This window comes from Pseudonocardia sp. P-1 (assembly GCF_058111925.1).
Genome location: NZ_CM176614.1, coordinates 5,109,755 through 5,132,717, shown reverse-complemented (window position 1 = coordinate 5,132,717; position 22,963 = coordinate 5,109,755). Strand labels below are relative to the sequence as shown.

The following is a 22,963-nucleotide window of genomic DNA, read 5'->3' as shown; positions in this document are numbered from 1 at the left end:
TATCGGCCTCAGGCCGCCTGTTCCTCGGGATCGCTGCGGCGCACGGGTTCCTCGGCCGCCGCGCGGGAGCGGGACCGCGCGGTGACGGCGCACAGCACCCAGCCCGCGGCGAGCGCCCCGGCCGTCGCGACCAGCGGCCACGGCGGCATCGACGCGGCGACGGCCAGGCACCCCACCCCACCGGCGACGGCGACGACCGCCGCCCGCACCGGGCGTCCCGGCAGGCGGAGCACCGCGGCGTGCAGCACGGCGTGGTGGACCAGGGCCGCGACGACGGTGACGACGATCGCGGTCGTCGCGGACAGCAGCAGGGTCATCGCCAGGGTCAGCACCCCCAGCGTCAGGTCGGCCACCCACGGCGTGCCACGCGACCCGCCCCGGCCCAGGAACGCGGGCAGCTCTCCCTCCCGGGACAGCCGGGCGGCTCCGGCCGCGGCCCGCGACAGCGCCCCGAGCAGTGCGGCGACCGTCGCTGCGGCGGCACCGACCCGCACCAGCACCCCCACCTGGGCGCTGCTGCTGGTGTCCATCAGCGCGGCCAGCGGGGCCGACGCCGACGCCAGCCCGGACGCACCGAGCCCGCGCAGCAGGGCCGCCGACAGCAGGAGCAGCAGCACCGTCGTGATCACGACGGCGAGTGCGGGGGCCCGGCGGATCGCCCGCACCGGGTCCCGCAGGCTGCCCCCGAGCTCGGCGACGCGGGACAGCCCGGTGAAGGCGAGGAACACGAACCCGGCGGCGGCGAGCACGCCGAGCGGGCCCGGCTCGATCGCGGCCTGCAGCGTGGCGACGGCCGGGTCGTCGGGCGTCCCGGCGCCGTCGCCGGCGATGCCGGCTCCGGTGGCCGCGGCGGGCATCGCCGAGGACAGCACCGCGTGCGGGCCGTCCGCCCGCAGCCCCACCACGATCGCGACGGTCAGGGCGAGCAGCGTGCCCACCACCAGCCCGCGCGCCGCACCGGGCGAGATCCGCACCCCGAAGGCGTTCACCGCGACGACGGCGAGCACCGCCACCACCGCGATCGGCACCGGCTGGGTGGGCAGCACGTAGGCGCCGAACACCAGCGCCGCGGCCGACCCGGCGGCGGCCCGCGAGGTCACCCGCGCGACCGCCCCGAGCCGTAGTGCGGGGGCGGGCAGGTCACCGCGGGCCAGCTCGGGACCGGCCGGACGGGCGAGCGACAGGTGCGCGGTCGACCCGACCACGCCGAGCGCGAGCAGCGCGGCGAGGAGCACCCCGAGCGGGAACCAGGTGCCCGCCGACGCGGCCGCGGGGCCGAGCGCCGCGTACAGCCCGGTACCGAACGTCGCCGAGAGGGCGACGACGACCGCGGTCACGGTCGGGATCCGGTACGGGGGGCGGGGCACCCGTTCACCTTCCCATCCACCCCTGTGCCGCGCGGCGCCGCGGGGGTGTCATTACCATCTCGGTCCGGTCTCGTCGTCCCGCCCGCCACCCGGCTCCCCACCCACCCGGCGCACGGGACGTGTGCACCGGCCACGCAGGGTGAGATCGGGCGACCCGGAACCACTCGTCCGATACCCACCGTTCCCGTCCGACCCCGAGGAGTGCCACCCGTGCCGATCGACGTCCCGACCCTCCCGCAGACCGCCGCACACCGCGGTGCCGAGACGGAGGCGGTCGTCGACGCCGTCGTGGTCGGTCTGCACGCCCCCGCGGCCGACGCCGCCGACGGGACCGGCCCGGCGCTGGCCGCGGGCGCCGCCGGCGTCGACGCCGCGTTCTCCGGGGAGCTGCTGGAGCTGCTCACCACCGTCGGCGCGACCGGGAAGGCCGAGCAGGTCGTGTCGCTGCCGACCCGCGGCGCGCTGTCCGCGCCGCGTCTGGTCGCGGTCGGTCTGGGCCGCCCGGCCGAGGGGCCGAAGGCGTCCGAGGCGGTCCGCCGCGCCGCCGGTGCCGCAGCCCGCACGCTGGCCGGGACCGGCTCGGTGCTGAGCACGCTGTCCGCGGTCGACGCCGAGGCCGCGGTCGTCGGCGCCGTCCTGGGCGGCTACCGCTTCGACCGGCACCGGACCTCCACCGACGCCGCGGCCGCCCCGGTCGGCAGCTGGTCGTTCACCGGCGCCGACGACGCGGCCGTGCGGCGGGCGACGCTCGTGGCCGAGGCCGTCGTCACCGCCCGGGACCTGGTCAACACCGCGCCGAACGTGCTGGTCCCGGAGACCTTCGCGGCGCACGCGGTGGCGCTGGGCGAGCGTGCCGGGCTGGTCACCGAGGTCCTCGACGACGCCGGGCTGCGGGAGAACGGCTACGGCGGCGTCACCGGCGTCGGGAAGGGGTCGGCGAACCCACCCCGGCTGGTGCGCCTGACCTGGAACGGCGGCCCGGACGCGTCGAAGCGGGTCGCGCTCGTCGGCAAGGGCATCACCTTCGACACCGGCGGCATCTCGCTCAAGCCCAACGCCGGCATGGCCGACATGACCTCGGACATGGGCGGGGCGGCCGCGGTCGTCGCGACCGTCGTGCTCGCCGCGAAGCTGGAGCTGCCGGTCACGGTGACCGCGACCGTGCCGATGGCGGAGAACATGCCGTCGTCGACGGCGTACAAGCCCGGCGACGTGCTGACCATGTTCGGCGGGACCACCGTCGAGGTGCTCAACACCGACGCCGAGGGACGGCTGATCCTCGCCGACGCGATCGTCCGCGCCGCCCAGGACGACCCCGACTACCTGGTGGAGACCTCGACGCTGACCGGCGCCCAGCTCGTCGCGCTCGGCATGCGCACCGCCGGGGTGATGGGGTCGGACGAGCTGCGCGACCGGGTCGCCGCGCTCGGCACCGCCGCCGGCGAGGACGCCTGGGCGATGCCGCTGCCGGAGTACCTGCGCGGCGAGCTGGACTCGCGGGTGGCCGACATCAGCAACGTCAGCGGGCAGCGGTTCGCCGGGATGCTGCTGGCCGGGGTGTTCCTCAAGGAGTTCGTGCCCGCCGGGCTGCCGTGGGCGCACATCGACATCGCCGGGCCGTCGTTCAACACCGGCGGGCCGCGCGGCTACACCACCAAGGGCGGCACGGGGGTGCCGGTGCGCACCCTGCTGGCGTTCCTCGAGGACGTGGCCGCGAACGGCTGAGATCACCCGTTCGTGAGATCATATGTGCCCTGATCGTCAGGGGGGCCGTTGACAAGCACGTACGACGGGGAGACTGAGCCCGGGGAGCTGTTCGGCCATTACCGGCTGATCCGGCGGGTCGGCAACGGCGGCATGGGCGAGGTTTGGAAGGCCGTCGACCCGACTGAGGGCGGCCGCGAGGTCGCTCTCAAGTTGTTGCTTCCCCACTATTCCGACCTGCCGGAGTTCCGGGCCCGCTTCGAGCAGGAAGCGATCCTGGCGGCGCGGCTGGCCGAACCGCACAGCGTGCCGGTGCACAAGACCGGCGAGATCGACCGCCGTCTGTTCATCGACATGCGGTGGATCGACGGACGGACTGCGACGTCGGCACTTCCCTCCGCCGGATTCGATCCGGCGCGGGCCGTCGAGATCATCCGGTCGGTCGCGTCGGCCCTCGAGGCCGCTCATCGGCTCAAACTGCTGCACCGTGACGTCAAACCGTCGAACATCATGATCACGTCGGATGACTTCGTCTACCTGATTGATTTCGGACTGGGCCGGAGCATCGACGCACACACCTCCGGCGGGCTGACCCGTCCTGGCGACCTCTGGGGCAGTCCTGGCTACATCCCGCCGGAGCGACTCGCAGGAGAACCCGACACAGTGCGCGGCGATGTCTATTCCCTGGCCTGCGTCCTGTTCGAACTGCTCACCGGGACCAAGGCATTCAGCGGGGCTGACATCGGTGGACAACGACCGCGACCGCACTCTCTCCGTCCAGCCGTGCCACGGCAGTTCGACAACGTGCTCGCGCTCGGCCTCGCGCACGATCCAGCCCATCGTCCGGCATCTGCCCTAGCTCTGTCCGAGATGGCGGAGCGTGCACTACGCGACTCCTTCCCACGGCGCCGAACTGATGCCCAGCCGAAGACACACCCTCCCGACGGCCGGGCTCAGGGCGGCGGGAAGTCCCACCCGCGGGGCCCGATAGGCGACAACGAACCGCCACGCACTCGAGACGAACCGCCACGCACTCGACCGGATCCCCTCGCCGCGCACCGGGACCGCGAAGCCCCGCCACGGCCGTCGGTGTCGAGGCCCCCAGGGCGGCCACGCCTCCTACCCGGTGTCATCGGGGTCACGGCAGCCTTCGTGCTCGCCGGCATCGTGTATCTCGCGACACAGGGGATTCCGTCCAGCGGAACTCCTACGCCCGCCGTAGTGCCCGCGATCCGCGTCGGCGCCGCGCCCGACTCACTCGCTGTGGCTCCTGACGGTGAGACGCTGGTCGTCTCGGACCCACAGGATGGCACCGCCAACGTCATCGATCTCGCCGAACGTCGGGTCACCGCCGAGATACGGGTTGGCACCGATCCGCGTGCCGTGGCCATCGATGCCACGGGACGGCGCGCCTATATTGCGAACGCCGGTACAGGCACGGTGTCAGTCGTAGATCTGCGTTCCCGGACGGTGACCGCGTCGATACCGGTAGGAGATCGACCCACCGCACTCGCCCTCCAGGGGAATGGGGCCCGACTGTTCGTCGGGAACGAACAATCCGCCGATGTCGCCGTCGTGGACACCCGCTCGAATGCGGTCGTCGACACGATCTCGGTGGGATTCATGCCGTGGACGACTATCGAAGGGCTCGCGGTGGACGATGCGGGTCGAACCGTGTTGGTGACCGTCGACAGCAGCCTGCAGAGCGACACCGTCGCAGTGCTCGACATCGGGGAAGGTCGGACACGAGGCGAAATCCCGGTCGGCGAGACTCCGCAGGGCGTCGCCATATCCTCGGACGGTCGCCTCGGCTACGTGGCCGATCAGGACTCCGGGACGGTCACGGTCGTCGATGTCGGGAATCTCGCGGTGGTCACGACCGTCGCGGTCGGCGGAAGTCCCTCAGGCGTCGTAGCGCACGGTGGCAGGATCTACGTCGCTGGATCCGACAGCGGGGCCGCCGCTCTGGACGTGCGGACGAACCGACCGCTACCCGTGTTGACGGGTACGGGAGAGATGACGGCCATCGCTATCGCCCCGGACGGCCGATCCGCGTTCCTCCTCAGCCCCGAGTCCCCCGAACTGACAGAGGTCGATCTGAGCTGAGGCGCGACGCCTCCTATCGCGTCAGCGGTCCTGCAACGCGTCCAGCGCGACGGCGAAGGCGGCGGCCAGGCGGAAGTCGATGCGCGGGTCCGGGACGGAGACGTCGTAGGAGTCGCGCAGCGACCACCGCCGGTCGCTGCTCATCAGCAGCGAGCCGCCGGAGTCCTCGGTGACGTCGAAGTGGTACGGCAGCGGCAGGTTCTCGGCCACCCGGCGCAGCAGGGCGACGCCGAGGCTGCGCTCGCGCCCGGTCGCGGCGACGCCCGGCGCGGTCAGCGTCCAGGTCGAGCGCAGCAGACTCGCCCCGAACCGCTTGCCGAAGGTTCCGATCACCCGGCCGTGCTCGTCGAGGACGTCGTGCTCGGCGCGGACGTCGAGACGCTGGCGGGCGCGGAAGGAGAACACCGCGCGGGAGCGGCTGTCGTCGGACCAGAAGGTCACCTGCTCCTTGAAGGCGAACCGCTTCTGCTGCGCGAACGCCATGAGCGCGCCCGCGCTGCCGTCGGGGTTCGCGGCGTGCACGTCATAGCGGTTCACGCCGAGGGTGATCCGCTGGCGGACGAGGAAGCGGGGCAGGTGCATCGCGGCCGTCACGGGGCCCGAGTCTGGCCGGACCGGATCCGGGCGGCGACACCGGACCGGGGGTTACCCACGGGTAGGGCATACTGCCGCTCATGAGCCGGCAGCGTCGTCGACACGAGGTCCCCGCGCACACCCCCCGTTCCGCGGTGGTCACCGGCGCGGCCCGCGGCATCGGCGAGCAGATCGCCCGCGAGCTCGTCGGGCGCGGCTACCGGGTGCTGGTCACCGATCTCGACGAGGCCGCGGCGCAGGCCACCGCGACCCGGATCGGGGCGGCCGCCGGCACCGCCTGCGACGTCACCGACCCGGCCGCGTCCGCGGCGGCGGTGGCCCGGGCCCGCGAGCTCGCGCCGCTGGGCGCCTGGGTGAGCAACGCCGGCGTCGGCTTCGACGGCACCGTCACCGACATCGCCGAGGCCCGCGCCCGCGCTCTGGTCGAGGTCAACCTGCTGGGCCCGATCTGGGGTGCCCGGGCCGCGGTGGCCGCGTTCCGCGAGCAGGCGGCGGCGGGGACCGCCCGGGGCGGCGAGATCGGCGTGACCGTGTCGCTGTCCGGCCTCGGCCCGGTTCCGGGCCTGTCGGTGTACGCGGCGTCGAAGGCGGGCGCCCTGTCGATGGTGTCCGCGCTGGCCCCGGAGGTGCGCCGGGAGGGCATCGGGGTGCACGCGGTCTGCCCGGACGGGGTGAACACCGAGCTGCTGCGCTCGATGACGCCCGGCGGCCAGGGCCAGGCGCTCGTGCGGTCCGGGGTGCTGGTCACCCCCGAGCAGGTCGCGACGGCGCTGGTCGGGATGTTCGGCACCGGCCGGGTCTACCGGACGCTTCCCGCCTGGCGGGGTGCGCTGCTGCGCCTCACCGCGCTGGCCCCCGGACCCGCGCTGCGCCTGGAGCCCGCGATGCGCGCGCTCGGCGAGCGGCGCGCCCGCTCGCTGCGCCCCTGACCAGACGGGTCAGGCGTCGCGGTCCTTGGCCCGCAGCTCGCGCAGCATCCGCTCCTGGCGCTCGCGCTTGCGCAGGGCGCGGTCACGGGCGTCGTGCTCGCGCATCCGGTTCGGGTACCCGACGAGCTGCACGTCGTAGATCGGCATCTGCAGCGAGCGGGCCAGCTTCTTCGCCGCGTTCGGGTTCGCGACCCGCCTGCGGGTCCACTCGCCGTCGTGGGCGACGAAGACCACCGTCGTCTCCGTCACGGTCGTGCGCGGTTCGACGAAGGCCTCGACCCCGATCCGGGCGGCCGACCACTCACGCAGGTGGGCCTCGCCCTCCGCGTACGCGCCACGCCTCCCGCCGGAGCCGGATCCCCGGCCGGACCTGGGGCCCGACGGTCCACGTGACCGGAACAGGTCGAGCAGACCCATGCGCGTCTTCCTCTCGTCGATCCGGTCGCACCCCTACGAACCGGACACGGTAGCTCCGAGTGCCCAACGACCGGGATCACGGATTTGCTCCCGACACCCCAGTGGCGCAGTCGCGGCCGGATGACAAGATGGTCGCCGCGTAGCGGGGTCCCGTCCGGCGGAGCCGGTCCACCGGCGGTGACCCCCGGAGGGAGCTGATCGGTGTCCGACCCGGACGCTCGTTCCGCCGACCTGGTGATCCTGGGCGGCGGCTCCGGCGGCTACGCCTGCGCGCTGCGGGCCGCGGAGCTGGGCCTGTCGGTGGTCCTGGTCGAGAAGGACAAGCTCGGCGGCACCTGCCTGCACCGCGGCTGCATTCCCACCAAGGCGCTGCTGCACGCGGCCGAGGTGGCCGACCACGCCCGCGACGGCGCGCAGGTCGGTATCCGTTCCACGTTCGACGGCGTCGACATGGCCGGGGTGAACGCCTACAAGGACGGCGTGGTCTCCCGGCTGTACAAGGGACTGCAGGGCCTGGTCGCCTCGCGCGGGATCACCGTGGTGCCCGGTGCCGGCACCCTGGAGGGCCCCGGCACCGTCCGGGTCGGCGACGAGCGCATCACCGGCCGCCACGTCGTGCTCGCCACCGGCTCCTACGCCCGGTCGCTGCCCGGCCTGGAGCTGGACGACCGCGTCGTCACCTCCGACGCCGCGATCTCCCTCGACGAGGCCCCGCGCCGGGTCGTCGTGCTCGGCGGCGGCGTGATCGGCGTCGAGTTCGCCAGTGTGTGGCGCTCGTTCGGGGCCGAGGTCACGATCGTCGAGGCGCTGCCGCGGCTCGTGCCGAACGAGGACGAGTTCTGCTCCACCCAGCTGGCCCGGGCGTTCCGGCGGCGCCGGATCACCACCCGCACCGGGGTGCGGTTCGCGAAGGCGACCCGCAGCGGCGACACCGTCACCGTGTCGCTGGAGTCCGGTGAGGAGATCGAGGCCGACCTGCTGCTGGTCGCGGTCGGCCGCGGCCCCAACACCACCGGTCACGGCTTCGCCGAGGCCGGCGTCGCGATGGACGGCGGCGTCGTGACCGTCGACGAGCGGCTGCGCACGAATCTCGACGGCGTGTACGCCGTCGGGGACGTCACCCCCGGCCTGCAGCTCGCCCACCGCGGCTTCGCCCACGGGATCTTCGTCGCCGAGGACGTCGCGGGGCTCGCACCCCGCCCCGTCACCGACGACGGCATCCCGCGCGTCACCTACTGCGACCCCGAGGTCGCCTCGGTCGGGCTGACCGAGCAGGCCGCGCGGGACCTCCACGGCGAGGTGCACACCCTGACCTACGACCTGGCCGGCAACGGGAAGTCGCAGATCCTGCAGACCTCCGGCGCGGTCAAGCTCGTCGCCCAGGGGCCCGCCGGACAGGGCGGACCCGTCCTCGGCGTGCACATGGTGGGCTCCCGGATCGGGGAGCTCGTCGGAGAGGCGCAACTCGTCTACAACTGGGAGGCTCTGCCCACCGACGTCGCCGCCCTGATCCACGCCCATCCCACACAGAGCGAGGCCCTCGGAGAGGCCCACCTCGCGCTGGCCGGGAGACCGCTGCACACCCACGGCTGATCCCGGCCCCACAACCCGAACACCCACGCGGAACAAGAGGAGCTCCACCCGACATGGCCGTCACCGTTGAGATGCCCGCCCTGGGCGAGAGTGTCACCGAGGGCACCGTCACCCGCTGGCTCAAGGCCGAGGGCGACACCGTCGAGGTCGACGAGCCGTTGCTCGAGGTCTCGACCGACAAGGTCGACACGGAGATCCCGTCGCCCGCCGCGGGCGTCCTGAAGCGCATCATCGCGGGCGAGGACGACACGGTCGAGGTCGGCGGCGAGCTCGCCGTCATCGGCGACGCCGACGAGGCCGACGACGCCGGTTCGTCCGACTCCGGCTCCTCCGGGAAGGCCGAGGAGCCCGCGGAGTCCGAGGCGGAGCCCGAGCCCGAGCCGGAGCAGGCCGAGGAGGAGGCCCCGGAGCCGTCCTCCGGTGGCTCGTCGTCCGGTGGGGGCTCCGGCACCCCGGTCACGATGCCCGAGCTCGGCGAGTCGGTCACCGAGGGCACCGTGACCCGCTGGCTCAAGCAGGTCGGCGACGCCGTCGAGGTCGACGAGCCGCTGCTCGAGGTCTCCACCGACAAGGTCGACACCGAGATCCCCTCGCCGGTCGCGGGCACCGTGCTCGAGCACACCGTCGCCGAGGACGAGACCGTCGAGGTCGGCGCGCAGCTCGCGCTGGTCGGCGACGGCTCCGCCGCCCCGGCGCAGGACGAGGCGCCGAAGCAGGAGAAGGCCCCGGAGAAGAAGGAGGAGCCGAAGAAGGAGGCTCCGAAGGCCGAGCCGAAGCCGGAGCCGAAGGCCGAGCACCCCAAGGCCGAGGAGAAGCAGGAGAAGGCCCCGGCCGGCTCCGAGGACTCCCCCGCCGGGAGGATCGAGCCCTCCTCGAACGGCTCGGGCTCGGGTTCGGGCGAGAAGCCCTACGTGACCCCGCTGGTGCGCAAGCTGGCCCAGGAGCACGGCGTCGACCTCGACTCGGTCACCGGCTCCGGCGTCGGCGGCCGCATCCGCAAGCAGGACGTCCTCGCCGCCGCCGAGCAGGCGAAGGCCCCGGCGCAGGAGAAGCCGTCCGCCCCGGCGGCGCAGCCCGCCTCCGGTGGTGCGCCCCAGGAGCCGAAGGCCGTCCCGACCCGCGCGGACAACGCGCCGGAGCCGGGCACCACGGTCAAGCTCCCGCGCCTGCGCCAGGTCATCGCGCAGCGGATGAACGAGTCGCTCGCGACCTCGGCGCAGCTGACCACCGTCCAGGAGGTCGACCTCACCCGCATCGTCAAGCTGCGGAACCGGGTCAAGGAGGACTTCAAGAAGCGTGAGGGCGCCAACCTCACCTTCCTGGCGTTCATCGCCAAGGCCACCATCGAGGCGCTCAAGGCGTTCCCGTCGCTGAACGCCTCGATCTCCGAGGACAACAAGCAGGTCACCTACCACGGCTCGGTGCACATGGGCATCGCCGTGGACACCCCGCGCGGCCTGCTCGTGCCGGTGATCAAGGACGCCGACGACCTGTCGCTGGCCGGGATCGCCAAGAAGATCGCCGACGTCGCGGCCCGCACCCGCGACTCCAAGATCGGTCCGGACGAGCTGTCGGGCGGCACCTTCACGATCACGAACATCGGGTCCGCGGGCGCGCTGTTCGACACGCCGATCATCAACCAGCCCCAGGTCGCCATCCTGGGCACCGGCGCGATCTCGAAGGAGCCGAAGGTCGTCACCGGCCCCGAGGGCGACGACGTCATCGCCGTCCGCTCGGTCTGCTTCCTGCCGATGACCTACGACCACCGCCTGGTCGACGGCGCCGACGCCGGCCGCTTCCTGTCCGCGGTCAAGGCCCGGCTGGAGGAGGGCGCCTTCGAGGCCGAGCTCGGCCTGTAGGCACCCCCGCGACACACGTCGGCCCGTCCCGGTCCACCCGGGGCGGGCCGCCGTCGTCACCGGTCCGGGTGAACGGGTGACGATGGTCGCGGCATGTCCGGCTCGCGCGTCCGCCCGGGACCGGGAAGGATCGCGGCCGTGCGAGTCGTCGTGGCCGGTTCGTCCGGACTGATCGGAACAGCCCTGGTCGCCCACCTGAGGGGCGCGGGGCACGAGGTGCTGCGCCTGGTGCGGCGCACCCCCGCCGCCCCCGACGAGCGCGGCTGGGACCCGCCCGCCGGCACCGTCCAGGACGGCACCCTCGACGGCGCCGACGCGGTCGTGAACCTCAACGGCGCCGGCATCGCCGACCGGCCGTGGACCGGCGCCCGCAAGCAGCTGATCCGCGACTCGCGCAACGTCCCCACCGACGTCCTCGCCGAGGCCGTGGCCCGGCACAAGGTCCCGGTTCTGGTCAGCGGGTCGGCCGTCGGCTACTACGGCGACACCGGCCAGGTCGTCGTCGACGAGTCCGCGCCGTCGGGCTCGGGGTTCCTCGCCGACGTGTGCCGGGACTGGGAGGCCGCCGCGGCCCCCGCCGTGGACGCCGGCGCCCGGGTGGTGCTCGTCCGCACCGGCCTGGTCCTGTCCCCCTCCGGCGGGCTGCTCGCGATGCTGCGCCCGCTGTTCAAGGGGTTCCTCGGCGGGCGCATCGGCAAGGGCACCCAGTTCATGCCGTGGGTCTCCCTCGACGACCAGGTCGCGGCGATCCGGTTCGCCGTCGAGACCGAGGCCCTGTCCGGCCCGGCGAACGTGACCGGCCCGGTGCCGGTCACCAACGCCGAGTTCACCAAGGAGATGGCCGCGGCGGTCGGGCGGCCCGCGCCGTTCCCGGTGCCCGGCCCGGTGGTCTCCACCGTGCTCGGCGAGATGGGCCGCGAGATGCTGCTCGGCGGCCAGCGGGCGGTGCCTGCGGCGCTGCTCGAGGCCGGGTTCCAGTTCCGCCACCACACCGTCGGCGACGCGCTCTCGGCCGCGGTCGGGTCATGACCCCGTCCGACGTCGACGTCCTGGTGGTCGGGGCGGGCCTGTCCGGCCTGCGCGCGGCCACCGTGCTGCACCGGCACGGGCTGACCGTGCGCGTGCTGGAGTCCGCCGACCGGGTCGGCGGGCGGATGGCGACCGACGTCGTCGACGGGTTCCGCTGCGACCGCGGGTTCCAGGTGCTCAACACCTCCTACCCGGCGCTGCACGCCGCGCTCGCCCCGCACGGGCTCGACACCCTGGCCGCGCGGCCCTTCGAGCCCGGTGCCGCCATCCGGGCCGGCGACGGCGAGCTGCACCGCTTCGTCAACCCGCTGCGCCGCCCGGCGTCCGCCCCGGCCACCGCGCTGGACGACCTGTTCGGCCCGATCGAGAAGGCCAAGCTCGTCGCGTGGACGGCGAAGGTGCTGGCCTCGCCGCCGTCGCGGACCGCGACGCTGGTCGACTCCTCCGCCGCCCGGGACCTCGACGCCGCCGGGCTCGGCGGCGCGGTCACCGACCGGTTCCTGCGCCCCTTCCTGTCCGGTGTGCTCGCCGAGACCGCGCTGGAGACCTCGGCCGCGTTCGTGCGGCTGGTGTGGCGCAGCTTCGCCCTCGGCACGATCGTCGTGCCCGACGACGGCATGGAGGCGCTGCCCCGGCGGCTGGCCGCGGCCCTGCCCGAGGGCACCGTGACGCTCGGGACCCGGGTGCACGCCGTGCGCGGCGGGCCCGCACCCGCCCTGGACACCGACGACGGCACCCTGTCCGCGCGGGCGGTCGTCGTCGCGGCGGACCCGAGGACGGCCGCCGCGCTGCTGCCCGGGGTCGCCGAGCCGCGGATGAACGCGCTGACCACGTTCTTCCACGTCCCGCCGCAGGCCCCGACGGCCTCCCCGCTGCTGCACCTGGACGGCACCGGCGGGCCGGTCGTCAACACGATGGTGATGACCGCGGCCGCGCCGGGCTACTCCGCCGACGGGCGCCCGCTGGTGGCGTCCTCGATCGTCGGGACCCCGGGGTCCACCGGGGTCGACGAGCCCGCGGTGCGCCGCGAGCTGGCCCGGATCTGGGGTGCCGGCACCGACGACTGGGCGCACCTGCACACCGCGCAGGTCGACGAGGCGCTGCCGCTGTTCGAGGCGGGGCGCCCGGTGCGCCGCGACGTCGACCTCGGGGAGAACCTGTTCGTCGCGGGCGACCACCGCGACACCCCGTCCACCCAGGGTGCGCTGGTCAGCGGCCGCCGGGCCGCGCAGGCCGTCCTCGCCCGGCTGGGCGCGGCGTAAGCTCGCCGCCATGCCCGCACCGCATCTGTCCTGCCGCGCCGGAACCGACGACGTCCGGGTCGACCGGCTCGGGCGCGTGGAGTACCAGGCGGCGTGGGACACCCAGAAGGCGCACGCCGAGGCCCGCAAGAACGGCGGGCCGGACGTGCTGATGCTGCTCGAGCACCCGCCCGTCTACACCGCGGGGCGGCGCACCCGGCCGGAGGACCGGCCCACCGACGGCACCCCGGTCGTCGACGTCGACCGCGGCGGGCGCATCACCTGGCACGGGCCGGGGCAGCTCGTCGGCTACCCGATCGTCGCCCTCGGTGAGCCGATGGACGTCGTGGACTACGTCCGCCGCCTGGAGGAGGCCCTCATCCGGGTCTGCCACGACCTCGGTGTGACGAGCGCCGGCCGGGTCGAGGGGCGCTCCGGCGTCTGGCTGCCCGCGCAGGGTTTCACCCCCGAGCGGAAGGTCGCCGCGATCGGCGTCCGGATCGCCGGCGGGGTCACCCAGCACGGATTCGCGATCAACTGCGACGCCGACCTGGGCGACTTCGGCAGGATCGTGCCGTGCGGGATCGCCGACGCCGGCGTCACCACCCTGACCGCGGAGCTGGACCGGGAGGTGACCGTCGACGAGGTCGCCGGCCCGGCGGCCGCCGCCGTGCTGGACGCGCTCGACGGCCGGCTGCCGGTGGCCGAGCACCCGGTCGTCCGCCAGGTCGACCTGATGTCCGGCCTGGGCTGATCCCCCGGCCCCGGTGCCTCAGGCGAGCTGGGGCACCACCGTCGCGGCGAAGTCCTCGATGTGGGCGAGGTCGGACAGGTCGAGGACCTGCAGGTAGACCCGGGTCGTGCCGGTGATCTCGGCCCAGCGGCCGAGCCGGTCGACGATCTCGCCGGGGGTGCCGGCGAGGCTGCTCGCGCGGACCTCGGCGGCGTCGCGGCCCGCCGCGGCCGCGCGGCGGTCGACCTCCGAGTCGTCCTTGCCCAGGCACAGCATCTGCGCCACCGAGTAGGTGAGCGAGCCCGGGTCGCGCCCGGCGGCGGTGCACGCGTCGCGGACCCGGCCGAACTGCGCGGCGACGGCCTCGGGCTGCTGGAACGGCACGTTGAACTCGGTGGCGAACCGGGCGGCCAGCGCCGGGGTCTTCCTTTTCCCCATCCCGCCGACGATCACCGGCGGCGCGTCCTGCACCGGGCGCGGCAGCGCCGGGGAGTCGGTGACGGTGTAGTGCCGTCCCTGGTGGGTGAAGCGCCCGCCGAGCGGGGTCGCCCACAGCCCGGTGAGGATCTCCAGCTGCTCGGTGAGGATCTCGAAGCGCTCGGCCAGCGGCGGGAACGGGATGCCGAGCGCCCGGTGCTCGGCCTCGAACCAGCCCGAGCCGAGCCCGACCTCGACGCGGCCGCCGGACATGTCGTCGGCCTGCGCGACGGCGACGGCGAGCGGCCCGGGCAGCCGGAACGTCGCGCTGGTGACCAGGGTGCCGAGCCGGATGCGCTCGGTCTCACGGCCGAGCGCGGCGAGGGTCACCCAGGCGTCGGTCGGGCCGGGGAGACCGCTGCCGTCGCCCATCGCGACCCAGTGGTCGGAGCGGAAGAACGCGTCGTAGCCGGCGTCCTGCGTGGTGCGGGCGACCCGCAGGAGGTCGGTGTAGCGGGCGCCCTGCTGGGGCTCGGTGAAGATCCGGAAGTCCACGGGGCGCGACGCTAGCCGCACCGGCCCGCCCGCGCCGCCCGACCACCGGCGGCGGCCGCGGGGGCCCGCTCGCTACGGTCGCGTCGTGCACCCGATCCCCGACCAGACCGGCCGGACCGTCGTCGTCACCGGCACGACCTCCGGGCTCGGTCTCGCGCTGTCCACCGCGTTGGCCCGGGCCGGGGCCCGGGTGCTGATGACCGCCCGCGACGTGACCCGCGGCCGCGCCGCGGCACGCGGGGCCGGTGGTGAGCTGGTGCTGCTGGACCTCGCCGACCTCGGCTCGGTGCGGGCCGCTGCGGCGGAGATCCGGGAACGCACCGGGGACCGGGTGGACGTGCTCGTCAACAACGCGGGCGTCGCGATGGGGCCGCGTGCGGACACCGCGGACGGTTTCGAGCTGCAGATCGGCACCAACCACCTCGGGCCGGCCGCACTGACCTGGCTGCTGATGCCCGCGCTGCGGGCCGCCGGCGACCCGGAGCGGCCGTCGCGGGTCGTCACGACGTCCAGCCTGGGCCACCGCACCGGCCGGCTCGACCCCGACGACCTGGGGTGGCGGCGCCGGCGCTGGTCCCCGAACGCGGCCTACGGCGCGTCGAAGCTGGCGAACCTGCTGTTCGCCGCGGAGCTGGACCGGCGGCTGCGGCTGTCCGGGGACCCGGTGCTCTCGGTGGCCGCGCACCCGGGGATGACCGAGTCGTCGCTGCTCGCGAACTCCTTCCGGCGGGGCGCGACGCTGCAGGCGCGGCTGTTCGCACCGTGGGAGCGCTGGCTCACCTCCCCGGTGTCCGAGGGTGTCGGGCCGCAGCTCGCCGCGGTGACGGGGCCGGTCCACGGCGGCGACTACCTGGGCCCCACCGGGCTCGGGGAGGCCTGCGGCCCGGCCGGTCCGGCACGGCGCTCGGCGGCCGCGCAGGACCCGGTGCTCGCGGGCAGGTTGTGGCAGGTCACGGCCGCCGCGACCGGCATCACACCGGACCCCGGGCGTAGGCTGGGCGCGTGACCATCGCACCCGAAGGCCGCAAGCTCCTCCGCCTCGAGGTCCGCAACAGCGAGACCCCGATCGAGCGCAAGCCGTCCTGGATCCGCACCCGCGCCAAGACCGGTCCGCAGTACACCGAGCTGAAGGGTCTCGTCCGGTCGGGCGGCCTGCACACGGTGTGCGAGGAGGCCGGCTGCCCCAACATCTACGAGTGCTGGGAGGACCGGGAGGCGACGTTCCTCATCGGCGGGGAGCAGTGCACCCGTCGCTGCGACTTCTGCCAGATCGACACCGGCAAGCCGGCCGACCTGGACACCGACGAGCCGCGCCGGGTGGCGGAGTCGGTGCAGCAGATGGGGCTGCGCTACTCCACCGTCACCGGCGTCGCGCGCGACGACCTCGACGACGGCGGCTCCTGGCTCTACGCCGAGACCGTCCGCAAGATCCACGAGCTGAACCCGGGCACCGGCGTCGAGCTGCTCGCCCCGGACTTCAACTCGATCGACGACCAGCTGACCCCGGTCTTCGAGTCGCGACCCGAGGTGTTCGCGCACAACCTCGAGACCGTCCCGCGGATCTTCAAGCGGATCCGCCCGGCGTTCCGCTACGACCGGTCGCTGGAGGTCATCACCAAGGCCCGCGAGTTCGGTCTGGTCACCAAGTCGAACCTGATCCTCGGCATGGGCGAGACCCCCGACGAGGTCACCTCCGCGCTGCAGGACCTGCACGACGCGGGCTGCGAGATCATCACGATCACCCAGTACCTGCGCCCGACCAAGCGCCACCACCCGGTGGAGCGCTGGGTCAAGCCCGAGGAGTTCGTCGAGCACTCGAGGGCCGCCGAGCAGATCGGTTTCGCCGGCGTGATGGCCGGGCCGCTGGTGCGCTCGTCCTACCGGGCCGGCCGGCTCTACGCCCAGACCGTGGCCCACCGCGGCGAGGAGCTCTCCCCCGCCCTGGCGCACCTGGCCGACTCCGGCCCGGCCGCGCAGGAGGCCAGCTCCCTGCTCGCACGCGGCTGAGACCTCCTCGCACCGTCGATCACCGGTCGGAAGTAGGCTGGTCACATGCCCGGCAAGCCCCGTAAGCCCTCGCCCGAAGAGAAGAAGGCGCTCAAGGCCCAGAAGAAGGCCGCGTCGAAGCAGCGTCGCCAGCAGATCTGGCAGGCGTTCCAGATGCAGCGCAAGGAGGACTCCAAGCTCCTCCCGATCATGATCGGCGTGTTCGTCGGGTCGATCGTGGTCGTCACGCTCATCGGGTGGCTGCTGGGCCTGGTCTGGTTCTTCGTGCCCTTCGGCATCCTGATCGGCGCGCTGGCCGCGTTCAGCATCTTCGGCCGCCGCGTCCAGAAGTCGATCTACGTGAAGGCCGACGGGCAGCCGGGCGCCGCAGGCTGGGCGCTGGACAACATGCGCGGCCAGTGGCGGATCACCCAGGGCATCGCGGGCACCACCCACCTCGACGCGGTGCACCGGGTCATCGGGCGGCCCGGGATCATCTTCGTCGCCGAGGGGGCCCCGCACCGGGTGAAGACCCTGCTCGCACAGGAGAAGAAGCGCACCGCGCGGGTCGCCGGCAGCACCCCGATCTACGACGTGATCGTGGGCAACGAGGAGGGCCAGGTCCCGCTCAAGGGCCTGCAGCGCCACCTCATGAAGCTGCCCCGCAACATCTCCGCCGCCGAGATGGACTCCCTGGAGGGCAAGCTCAACGCCCTCGGCAGCCGCTCGGCCGCGATGCCCAAGGGGCCGATGCCCCAGGGCGCCAAGATGCGCAGCATCCAGCGCACCGTCCGCCGCCGCTGACCCCGCCGCCGGCCGGCCGGCCCGCCGGGTCAGTCGGTCGGGTCGCCGGACGCCGGCTCGCCGCGCAGGTCCGCCAGGACGCAGTCCGCGCAGGTGCTGCCGCCGGGCACCCGGTAGTACAGGCAGCAGGACCGCCGCCGGAACGTCCAGGCGTGGTCCGGCGCCACCGGGGCCCGCCGCTCCCCCGTACCGGTCAGCCGGGGGTGCTCCAGCAGGTCCGCGGCGACGGCGGCGACGGCGTCCGCGGCGTCGGGGCGCTGGATGTCGAGCACCCGCTTGGCCCCCGCGACCGACGACGCGACGTTGCCCCACAGCACCGTCCCGGACACCCCGAAGCGCTCGCCCGCGATCTCCACGAGCGGGGTGAGGACGTCGTCGACCAGCGGGGCCAGCGCGTCCGGCCCGGGGAACGGGCAGCGCACCACCCGGGGCGGGTCGAGCGCGACGACGTCGCCCAGCGGCGTGGCCGACCACCACAGCGTCTCCGGCCGCAGGTCGACCAGGACACCGTGCAGGGCCAGCGCCGCGACCGGCCCGGACAGCAGCTTCGCCGCGAGCCCCTGCACCGCGATCGACGCGGCGATCCGCCGGCCCAGCGGCGGCTCGGCCCCGAGCGCCACCCGGGTCCGTTCGACCCGCTCCAGCAGCGCGTCGGGGGCGAGGACCGCGGCGAACGGGCGGACCGACCGTCCGCCGGCCCGCTCCTCGGTGACGTCGAGGAGCTCGAAGAACGGCCCGACCGCCGCGAGCCCGGCCAGCACGTCGCTCACCGGCGGGGTGGTGGCCGGACGCGCGATGTCGGTGTGCTCCGTGGTCACCGGGGAAGCCTCGCATCCCGGATCGTCCCGGTCGAGCCGTTCGTGAGGGTCCCGGCGACCGGTCCGACCCACAGCACCACCCCCGCAGCAGCGACGACGGCGAGCGCCTGCGCCGCCGTCGACGACGCCACCAGCGCGGCGAGCACCGTCAGCCAGAGGAGGCTCCGCGCGGTCGCCCGTCCCGTCGCCGTCGCCGCGGCCGGGAGGCGCGTCACGGCCGGGCACCGGCCGGCCCGGGCAGCGGCAGCCCGGTCACGATCCGGGCCGCCGCCGCGCCCGCGCGGCGCCCGTGCGGCCGGCCCCCGGCCCCTCCGGGCCGGCCGGCACGGCCGGCCCCGGACCGGGTTCGGTGAAGGCGGGCCGGTCTGCGGGCAGCGTGGTGTGGTGCACGACCACGGAGCCGTCGGCGTCGATCCCGACGCCGACGTCGAGCCGGGACCGCTGCGCCGCCCGGTGGGCCAGCGCGACGACGCCGTCGGGGCCCCGACGGCGTCCGGGTCCGGCCAGGTCGTGACCGGGACGCCCTCCTCCTCGGCGCCGGCCAGCACCTCGCGCAGCACCGGGTCCGGGATGTCCGGGTGGTGCCCGACGACGACCGACGGCGGCTCCGGGGCCGAGGCCGGGCCCGGGTGGCTCATGCCGCCGGCTCCCCGCTGCCGACCAGCGAGCTCGCGTGCGCGTCGACCAGACCGGAGGCGACGGCGTTGCGCGGGCCCTCGGTGCCGTGCACGTTGCCGGTACCGCAGACCACGCCCGACCCGGCGAGCGCGTCGGCGATCATCTGCGGGATCTCGAAGTCCAGCGCGGACCCGCCGAGCAGCACGACGAAGTCGAGCATGCGCAGCGACCCGCTCGGGGCGACCTGGCGCAGCGCCCGCAGCGCGTTCACCACGAACACCCGGCGCTTCGCCTCCCGGCGCACCCGCACGACGTGGTCGATGGAGTGCCGCGTCGTCACCGGGACGGGCCCGTCCGGGGTCATGACGACGACCCGGGCGAACACGTGCGAGGGCAGCGGCTCGGTGAAGAACTGCACCGAGCCGTCTTCGTGGCGGATGTGGAAGAAGCTCTCCACCTTGGCCAGCGGGAACCACTTGACCTGCTCGGCGGTCTCACGGTCGTCGAGCGCCAGCTCGGAGTCGATCAGCTTGGTGACCAGCTCGCCCGCGCCGGCGACGTGCACCGCGGTGCACGTGCCGTCCCGCAGCAGCAGCGCCGCGTCGGTGGAGCCGCCGCCCATGTCGAGGATCGCGATCGGCGTGTCGGTGCCCGGGGTGGTCAGCGCCCCCCGGACCGCCATCTCGCCCTCGACGCCGCCGATCCGGGCCGAGCAGCCGAGCGTCTCGGCGACCTGGTCGGCGACGACCTGCATCCGGCTGCGGCTGGTGCGCACCATCGCGGCGAGCGCGACGGCGTTCTCCAGCGACACCTCACCGGCCAGCCCGCCCCGCACCTCGCGCGGGACGAACGTGTCGATGGCCAGCACGTCGCGGATCCGGATCTCCCCGGCCGGCTGCCCGGTCACGTCGGTCATCGTGTCCCGGACCTGGGCGAGCATCCCGCCGACGTGCGTGCCGGGCTGGCCGGTCGCGTCGTCGAGCGGCTGCACCCGGGCCAGGGTCTCCATGATCTCGTCGGCGCCGGCGTCGACGTCGACCCGCAGGGTCTTGCCGGCCCCGGTCAGGACCAGCTCCCCCACCGGGACGCGGCGGTCGGTCACGTCCCCGGCCGGGGTCCGGACGACGACGGCCGAGCGGTTCCCGGTCAGCGCCCGCGCCACCGGCGCGACCTGCCGGGTCTGGTCGGGGTCGAGCCCGAACACCGTGGCCAGGCCGTAGGAGTCCGACAGGGTCCGGATGGTGCGCCCCGGCAGGGCGACCTCCACCGCCGCGGACATGCCGAGCGGCACCCGCTCGACGGCGCCGACCTCGTCGACGATCGGGATCGAGACGTCGATCCGGTTCGCGACGAGCACCGCATCGTCCTGCGCCAGCACCGCCGCGACCAGCTCCAGGCCGCGTCCGAGCGCGTCGTTCAGCACCCGCGCGACGCGGTCGAAGTCCCACCCGCGCCCGACGACGGCGATCACCTGTCCCCCGGGGACCGGACCGGGGCCGGTGAGCTCCTCCACCGCGACGGTGACGCCGACCCCGATCCCGCTGCCGCCCGGCGTCGCCGGGTTGTGCCCGATCATCGTGGACTCGGTGATGATCGTCTCGGTGATCGTCTCCATGGCGAGGCCACTGATCACCGGTGTCGCCTCGTTGAGCAGCACCTCGTCCAGCTCGTCGGCGGAGCGCCGGGCCCCTTCCAGGGCCCGGCGGACCGCCGTCACCGCGCCGTCGGTGTTGTCCGGGGTCCCCTTGACCCCGGTGGTGCGGGTCAGGGCGGTCCCGAGGTAGGTGACCCGGCCGCCGGCGTCGATCGAGGCCACGCAGGCCTCGGTCGTCGAGTTGCCGATGTCCACGCCCACGACCAGCCGCGAGCCGTCCGTCCCGTGCACCTGTGTCTCCTTCAGCCTGCGACCGGTGCGCCGAGGGCGACCTCGACCGGACGCACCCCGTTGCGGATCTGCTCGAACTCCTTGAGGTGCAGCAGCGCCGCCTTGGCCTGCCAGCGGGGGCGGGCCATCTGGTCGTTGCGGGTCGGCACCGGCTGCGGCGACTCGCCCTTGGCGTACTGCGCGGCGTTGGAACCGATGCCGCGGAACACCTCGGAGTCGAGCAGCGGGGACTGCGGGAACAGCTCCAGGTTCGACAGCCGGGCGAGGTCCTTCTGATGGATCATCGTGGTGCCCCGCGACAGCAGGCCCACGCAGATCCCGGAGCCGGACAGCTTCGCGCCGGTGTGGGCGATGGCCGCCAGGTCGGCGGTGTCCCACACCCGGATCAGCCGCGACGTCACGCCCTGCTCCTCGATGCCCGCCATGAGCTGGCGCAGCACCTCGGCGTGCGGGACGTCGACGATCGTGCGGGTGAAGAACCCGGCGAACGCCGGGGACACCGCGATGACGACCTCGTCGGGCCGGGTGCCGCGCTCGGCGGGCCCGATCTCGGTGAGCGACAACGGGTTCTCGGTAGCGGTGCTCACGAGACCTCCTCCTCGGGGTTCTCGGCGCTGGTGACGTGGCGCAGCTTCTTCAGGGCGTTCCACCGGTCGCCGGTCAGGCGGTAGCCGGTGCCGGGACCGGCGTAGTCGTTGGCGTCGTTGATGGCGGCCTGCGGGACGAAGTTCTCGTCGAGGATCGCCGAGGTCTGGAGCAGGTCGCCGGACACGCGCTGGCGCAGGACCTGCAGCAGGTTCTCCGCGACGTCGTGGAAGCCGGTGCGCTCCAGGATCTTCACCAGGTCGAGGCCGGTGATGCCGCGGTCCATGACCGACTGGGCGCCCTTGAGGTCCTCGAGGACCTCGCGCAGCGGGTAGTCGGCGCTGGAGTTGGCGTAGGTGGCCGCCTCGATCTCCTCGTCGGTGATCCGCGGCAGGTCCAGCTCGGCGAACACGGCCTGCATCGCGCGGGCCGCCTTCTCGCGCACCGCGAGGATCTCCGGCTCGCGGACGTGGCGCAGGCCGCCGTCGATCTGCAGGTCGCGCTGGATGGTGTTCCAGTCGTCGTAGTCCTCGACGTCGAGGTTCGACCCGGCGAACATGTTGTCCGAGTTCGGCACGCCGGAGAAGCCGGAGCACACCAGGTCCTGGCCGGACAGCAGCTGCGGCATGAGCCGGCTGGTGCGGCGCATCGCCGAGTGCGAGAACGACTGGTCGTTGCCGGCCGCGCACTCCAGGTCGACCATGTTGCAGACCAGGTTCTCCGCGGCGACGGCCCGGATGCCGCCGGGGACCGCGCCCGGGACGCCGATGCAGCTGATCGAGCCGTTCTGCAGACCCTGGACGCCGGCGCCCTTGGCCATCAGGATGCAGCGGATCTCGAGGAACAGCATGGAGCGGCCCTCGGCGTTGCCCATCTGCACCTCCGACCCGGTGCCCGAGGTGAAGCGCATCTTGATGCCGCGGGAGGCGTAGGCGCTGGCGAGGAACGACTTCGACCACGGGGTGTCGTCGCCGTCGACGAAGACCGACTCGGTGCCGTAGACCGAGATCGTCTCGGCGTAGCCGGTGATGCCGCGCATGCCCAGGTCGAGCTCGGTGGCCTCCTCCAGCGCGCACTGGGTGATGACACCGCCGCGCCCGGACTGGGCACCGACCTGCAGGCCGATGGCGACGAGCGGGGCGTAGCGCAGGACGCCGAGGGTCGTCTCCATCTCGGCGAAGCCGCGCAGCGCGGCCTCGGCGGCGTCGGCCGCGACCTGGATGGGGTTGTCCCGGGCACTGGTGGAGTGCGCCTGGTTGGCCGGGCTGCGACGGGCCCGCATCTTCTGCATCGACATCATGATCTCGACGACGTTGAGCAGCTTGACGACGTCGAGCAGCTTGGCCGGGGTGAGGCCGCGCGTGATGTCGAGCAGATCGGCCCGGGTCACGCCCGGGTCGACGAGCATCCGCGCGATGTCGGTCGAGGGGATCGCGGTGGCCCGCTCGGCGACCTCGACGTCGATCGCGTGGTCGGCGATGAAGGTGTCCATGAAGTCGAACTCGGAGCGCTCGCGCCCGTCCATCTCCACGATCACGCCGTTCTCGACGCGGACGCTCGGCTGCGGGTCGAAGTCGCTCTCCATGGCGACGAGACCCTTCTCCGGCCATTCCTCGACGAAGCCGTCGAGGTTGACCGGGCGGGACTCGAGCATGTCGGTGCGCTTGGAGGTCCGGGCCCCGGTCGCCGGGGTGCCCGCCTCGGGGAGGGTGCTGGTCATCGG

The 22,963-nt window shown here is 74.0% G+C and carries 20 protein-coding genes; 11 read left to right on the top strand and 9 right to left on the bottom strand.

Annotated features, from left to right (window positions below; genetic code table 11):
• Positions 1 to 8 precede the first annotated feature (8 nt).
• The gene (locus tag AC0GKK_RS25210; RefSeq protein WP_489882696.1) at positions 9 to 1,367 is read right to left on the bottom strand and encodes an APC family permease; all 1,359 of its coding nucleotides are present in this window, start codon (positions 1,365 to 1,367) and stop codon (positions 9 to 11) included.
• Positions 1,368 to 1,583: 216 nt separating this feature from the next.
• On the opposite strand from AC0GKK_RS25210, the gene AC0GKK_RS25205 reads away from it, so the two are divergent.
• Together AC0GKK_RS25205 and AC0GKK_RS25200 are read left to right on the top strand one after the other, a co-directional pair.
• A complete protein-coding gene (locus tag AC0GKK_RS25205) occupies positions 1,584 to 3,092 on the top strand; it encodes a leucyl aminopeptidase (protein ID WP_489884066.1) in 1,509 nt (502 codons plus the stop codon).
• Positions 3,093 to 3,140: 48 nt separating this feature from the next.
• A complete protein-coding gene (locus AC0GKK_RS25200) occupies positions 3,141 to 5,177 on the top strand; it encodes a serine/threonine-protein kinase (RefSeq protein ID WP_489882695.1) in 2,037 nt (678 codons plus the stop codon).
• Between the two features lie 21 nt (positions 5,178 to 5,198).
• On the opposite strand, the gene AC0GKK_RS25195 is transcribed toward AC0GKK_RS25200, so the two are convergent.
• Positions 5,199 to 5,771, bottom strand: coding sequence for an LURP-one-related family protein (locus AC0GKK_RS25195; protein ID WP_217266848.1), 573 nt, complete (start codon positions 5,769 to 5,771; stop codon positions 5,199 to 5,201).
• Positions 5,772 to 5,851: 80 nt separating this feature from the next.
• Between AC0GKK_RS25195 and AC0GKK_RS25190 the strand changes: the two genes are divergently transcribed.
• Positions 5,852 to 6,700, top strand: a complete 849-nt coding sequence (locus AC0GKK_RS25190; protein WP_489882694.1) for an SDR family NAD(P)-dependent oxidoreductase — start codon at positions 5,852 to 5,854, stop codon at positions 6,698 to 6,700.
• 9 nt (positions 6,701 to 6,709) lie between these two features.
• Here the strand turns inward: AC0GKK_RS25190 and AC0GKK_RS25185 are convergent, their stop codons facing one another.
• On the bottom strand, positions 6,710 to 7,117 hold the full coding sequence (locus AC0GKK_RS25185) for an oxidoreductase (RefSeq protein ID WP_073574153.1): 408 nt from the start codon (positions 7,115 to 7,117) through the stop codon (positions 6,710 to 6,712).
• 201 nt (positions 7,118 to 7,318) lie between these two features.
• Here AC0GKK_RS25185 and lpdA point away from each other — a divergent pair, with 201 nt between their 5' ends.
• The 5 genes from lpdA (at position 7,319) to lipB (ending at position 13,593) form a co-directional block, all read left to right on the top strand.
• The gene (gene lpdA / locus AC0GKK_RS25180; RefSeq protein WP_489882693.1) at positions 7,319 to 8,710 is read left to right on the top strand and encodes a dihydrolipoyl dehydrogenase; all 1,392 of its coding nucleotides are present in this window, start codon (positions 7,319 to 7,321) and stop codon (positions 8,708 to 8,710) included.
• Positions 8,711 to 8,763: 53 nt separating this feature from the next.
• A complete protein-coding gene (gene sucB / locus AC0GKK_RS25175; protein ID WP_405416542.1) occupies positions 8,764 to 10,569 on the top strand; it encodes a 2-oxoglutarate dehydrogenase, E2 component, dihydrolipoamide succinyltransferase in 1,806 nt (601 codons plus the stop codon).
• A gap of 138 nt (positions 10,570 to 10,707) precedes the next feature.
• A complete protein-coding gene (locus AC0GKK_RS25170; protein WP_346102720.1) occupies positions 10,708 to 11,598 on the top strand; it encodes a TIGR01777 family oxidoreductase in 891 nt (296 codons plus the stop codon).
• Positions 11,595 to 12,860: an NAD(P)/FAD-dependent oxidoreductase gene (locus AC0GKK_RS25165; protein ID WP_405416541.1), complete on the top strand. Its 1,266-nt coding sequence runs from the start codon at positions 11,595 to 11,597 to the stop codon at positions 12,858 to 12,860. The genes AC0GKK_RS25170 and AC0GKK_RS25165 overlap by 4 nt, the downstream gene beginning before the upstream one ends.
• A gap of 10 nt (positions 12,861 to 12,870) precedes the next feature.
• Positions 12,871 to 13,593, top strand: a complete 723-nt coding sequence (gene lipB / locus AC0GKK_RS25160; protein ID WP_405416539.1) for a lipoyl(octanoyl) transferase LipB — start codon at positions 12,871 to 12,873, stop codon at positions 13,591 to 13,593.
• 18 nt (positions 13,594 to 13,611) lie between these two features.
• Here the strand turns inward: lipB and AC0GKK_RS25155 are convergent, their stop codons facing one another.
• Entirely contained in the window at positions 13,612 to 14,544 is a 933-nt protein-coding gene (locus AC0GKK_RS25155; RefSeq protein WP_489882692.1) for an LLM class F420-dependent oxidoreductase, read from the bottom strand.
• Between the two features lie 85 nt (positions 14,545 to 14,629).
• On the opposite strand from AC0GKK_RS25155, the gene AC0GKK_RS25150 reads away from it, so the two are divergent.
• From AC0GKK_RS25150 to AC0GKK_RS25140, 3 genes are read left to right on the top strand one after another with little or no spacing between them, the layout of a single operon-like run.
• Positions 14,630 to 15,550, top strand: a complete 921-nt coding sequence (locus tag AC0GKK_RS25150) for an SDR family NAD(P)-dependent oxidoreductase (RefSeq protein ID WP_489882691.1) — start codon at positions 14,630 to 14,632, stop codon at positions 15,548 to 15,550.
• Positions 15,547 to 16,551 carry a lipoyl synthase gene (gene lipA, locus AC0GKK_RS25145; RefSeq protein ID WP_405416535.1) on the top strand — a complete coding sequence of 335 codons (1,005 nt, stop codon included), beginning with the start codon at positions 15,547 to 15,549 and terminating at the stop codon, positions 16,549 to 16,551. The genes AC0GKK_RS25150 and lipA overlap by 4 nt, the downstream gene beginning before the upstream one ends.
• Before the next feature lie 45 nt (positions 16,552 to 16,596).
• A complete protein-coding gene (locus AC0GKK_RS25140; RefSeq protein ID WP_062395977.1) occupies positions 16,597 to 17,334 on the top strand; it encodes a DUF4191 domain-containing protein in 738 nt (245 codons plus the stop codon).
• A 29-nt stretch (positions 17,335 to 17,363) separates the two neighbouring features.
• Here the strand turns inward: AC0GKK_RS25140 and AC0GKK_RS25135 are convergent, their stop codons facing one another.
• The 5 genes from AC0GKK_RS25135 to AC0GKK_RS25115 all read right to left on the bottom strand — a co-directional run bounded on the left by AC0GKK_RS25135 (position 17,364) and on the right by AC0GKK_RS25115 (position 22,960).
• Positions 17,364 to 18,152, bottom strand: coding sequence for a (2Fe-2S)-binding protein (locus AC0GKK_RS25135; RefSeq protein ID WP_405416533.1), 789 nt, complete (start codon positions 18,150 to 18,152; stop codon positions 17,364 to 17,366).
• Between the two features lie 252 nt (positions 18,153 to 18,404).
• Entirely contained in the window at positions 18,405 to 18,566 is a 162-nt protein-coding gene (locus tag AC0GKK_RS25130; protein ID WP_489884065.1) for a hypothetical protein, read from the bottom strand.
• A 220-nt stretch (positions 18,567 to 18,786) separates the two neighbouring features.
• Entirely contained in the window at positions 18,787 to 20,655 is a 1,869-nt protein-coding gene (locus AC0GKK_RS25125) for a diol dehydratase reactivase subunit alpha (protein WP_489882690.1), read from the bottom strand.
• An 11-nt stretch (positions 20,656 to 20,666) separates the two neighbouring features.
• A complete protein-coding gene (locus AC0GKK_RS25120) occupies positions 20,667 to 21,242 on the bottom strand; it encodes a propanediol/glycerol family dehydratase medium subunit (RefSeq protein WP_489882689.1) in 576 nt (191 codons plus the stop codon).
• Entirely contained in the window at positions 21,239 to 22,960 is a 1,722-nt protein-coding gene (locus AC0GKK_RS25115; protein WP_208822371.1) for a propanediol/glycerol family dehydratase large subunit, read from the bottom strand. Before AC0GKK_RS25115 ends, AC0GKK_RS25120 begins: the two co-directional genes overlap by 4 nt.
• Positions 22,961 to 22,963: the final 3 nt, after the last annotated feature.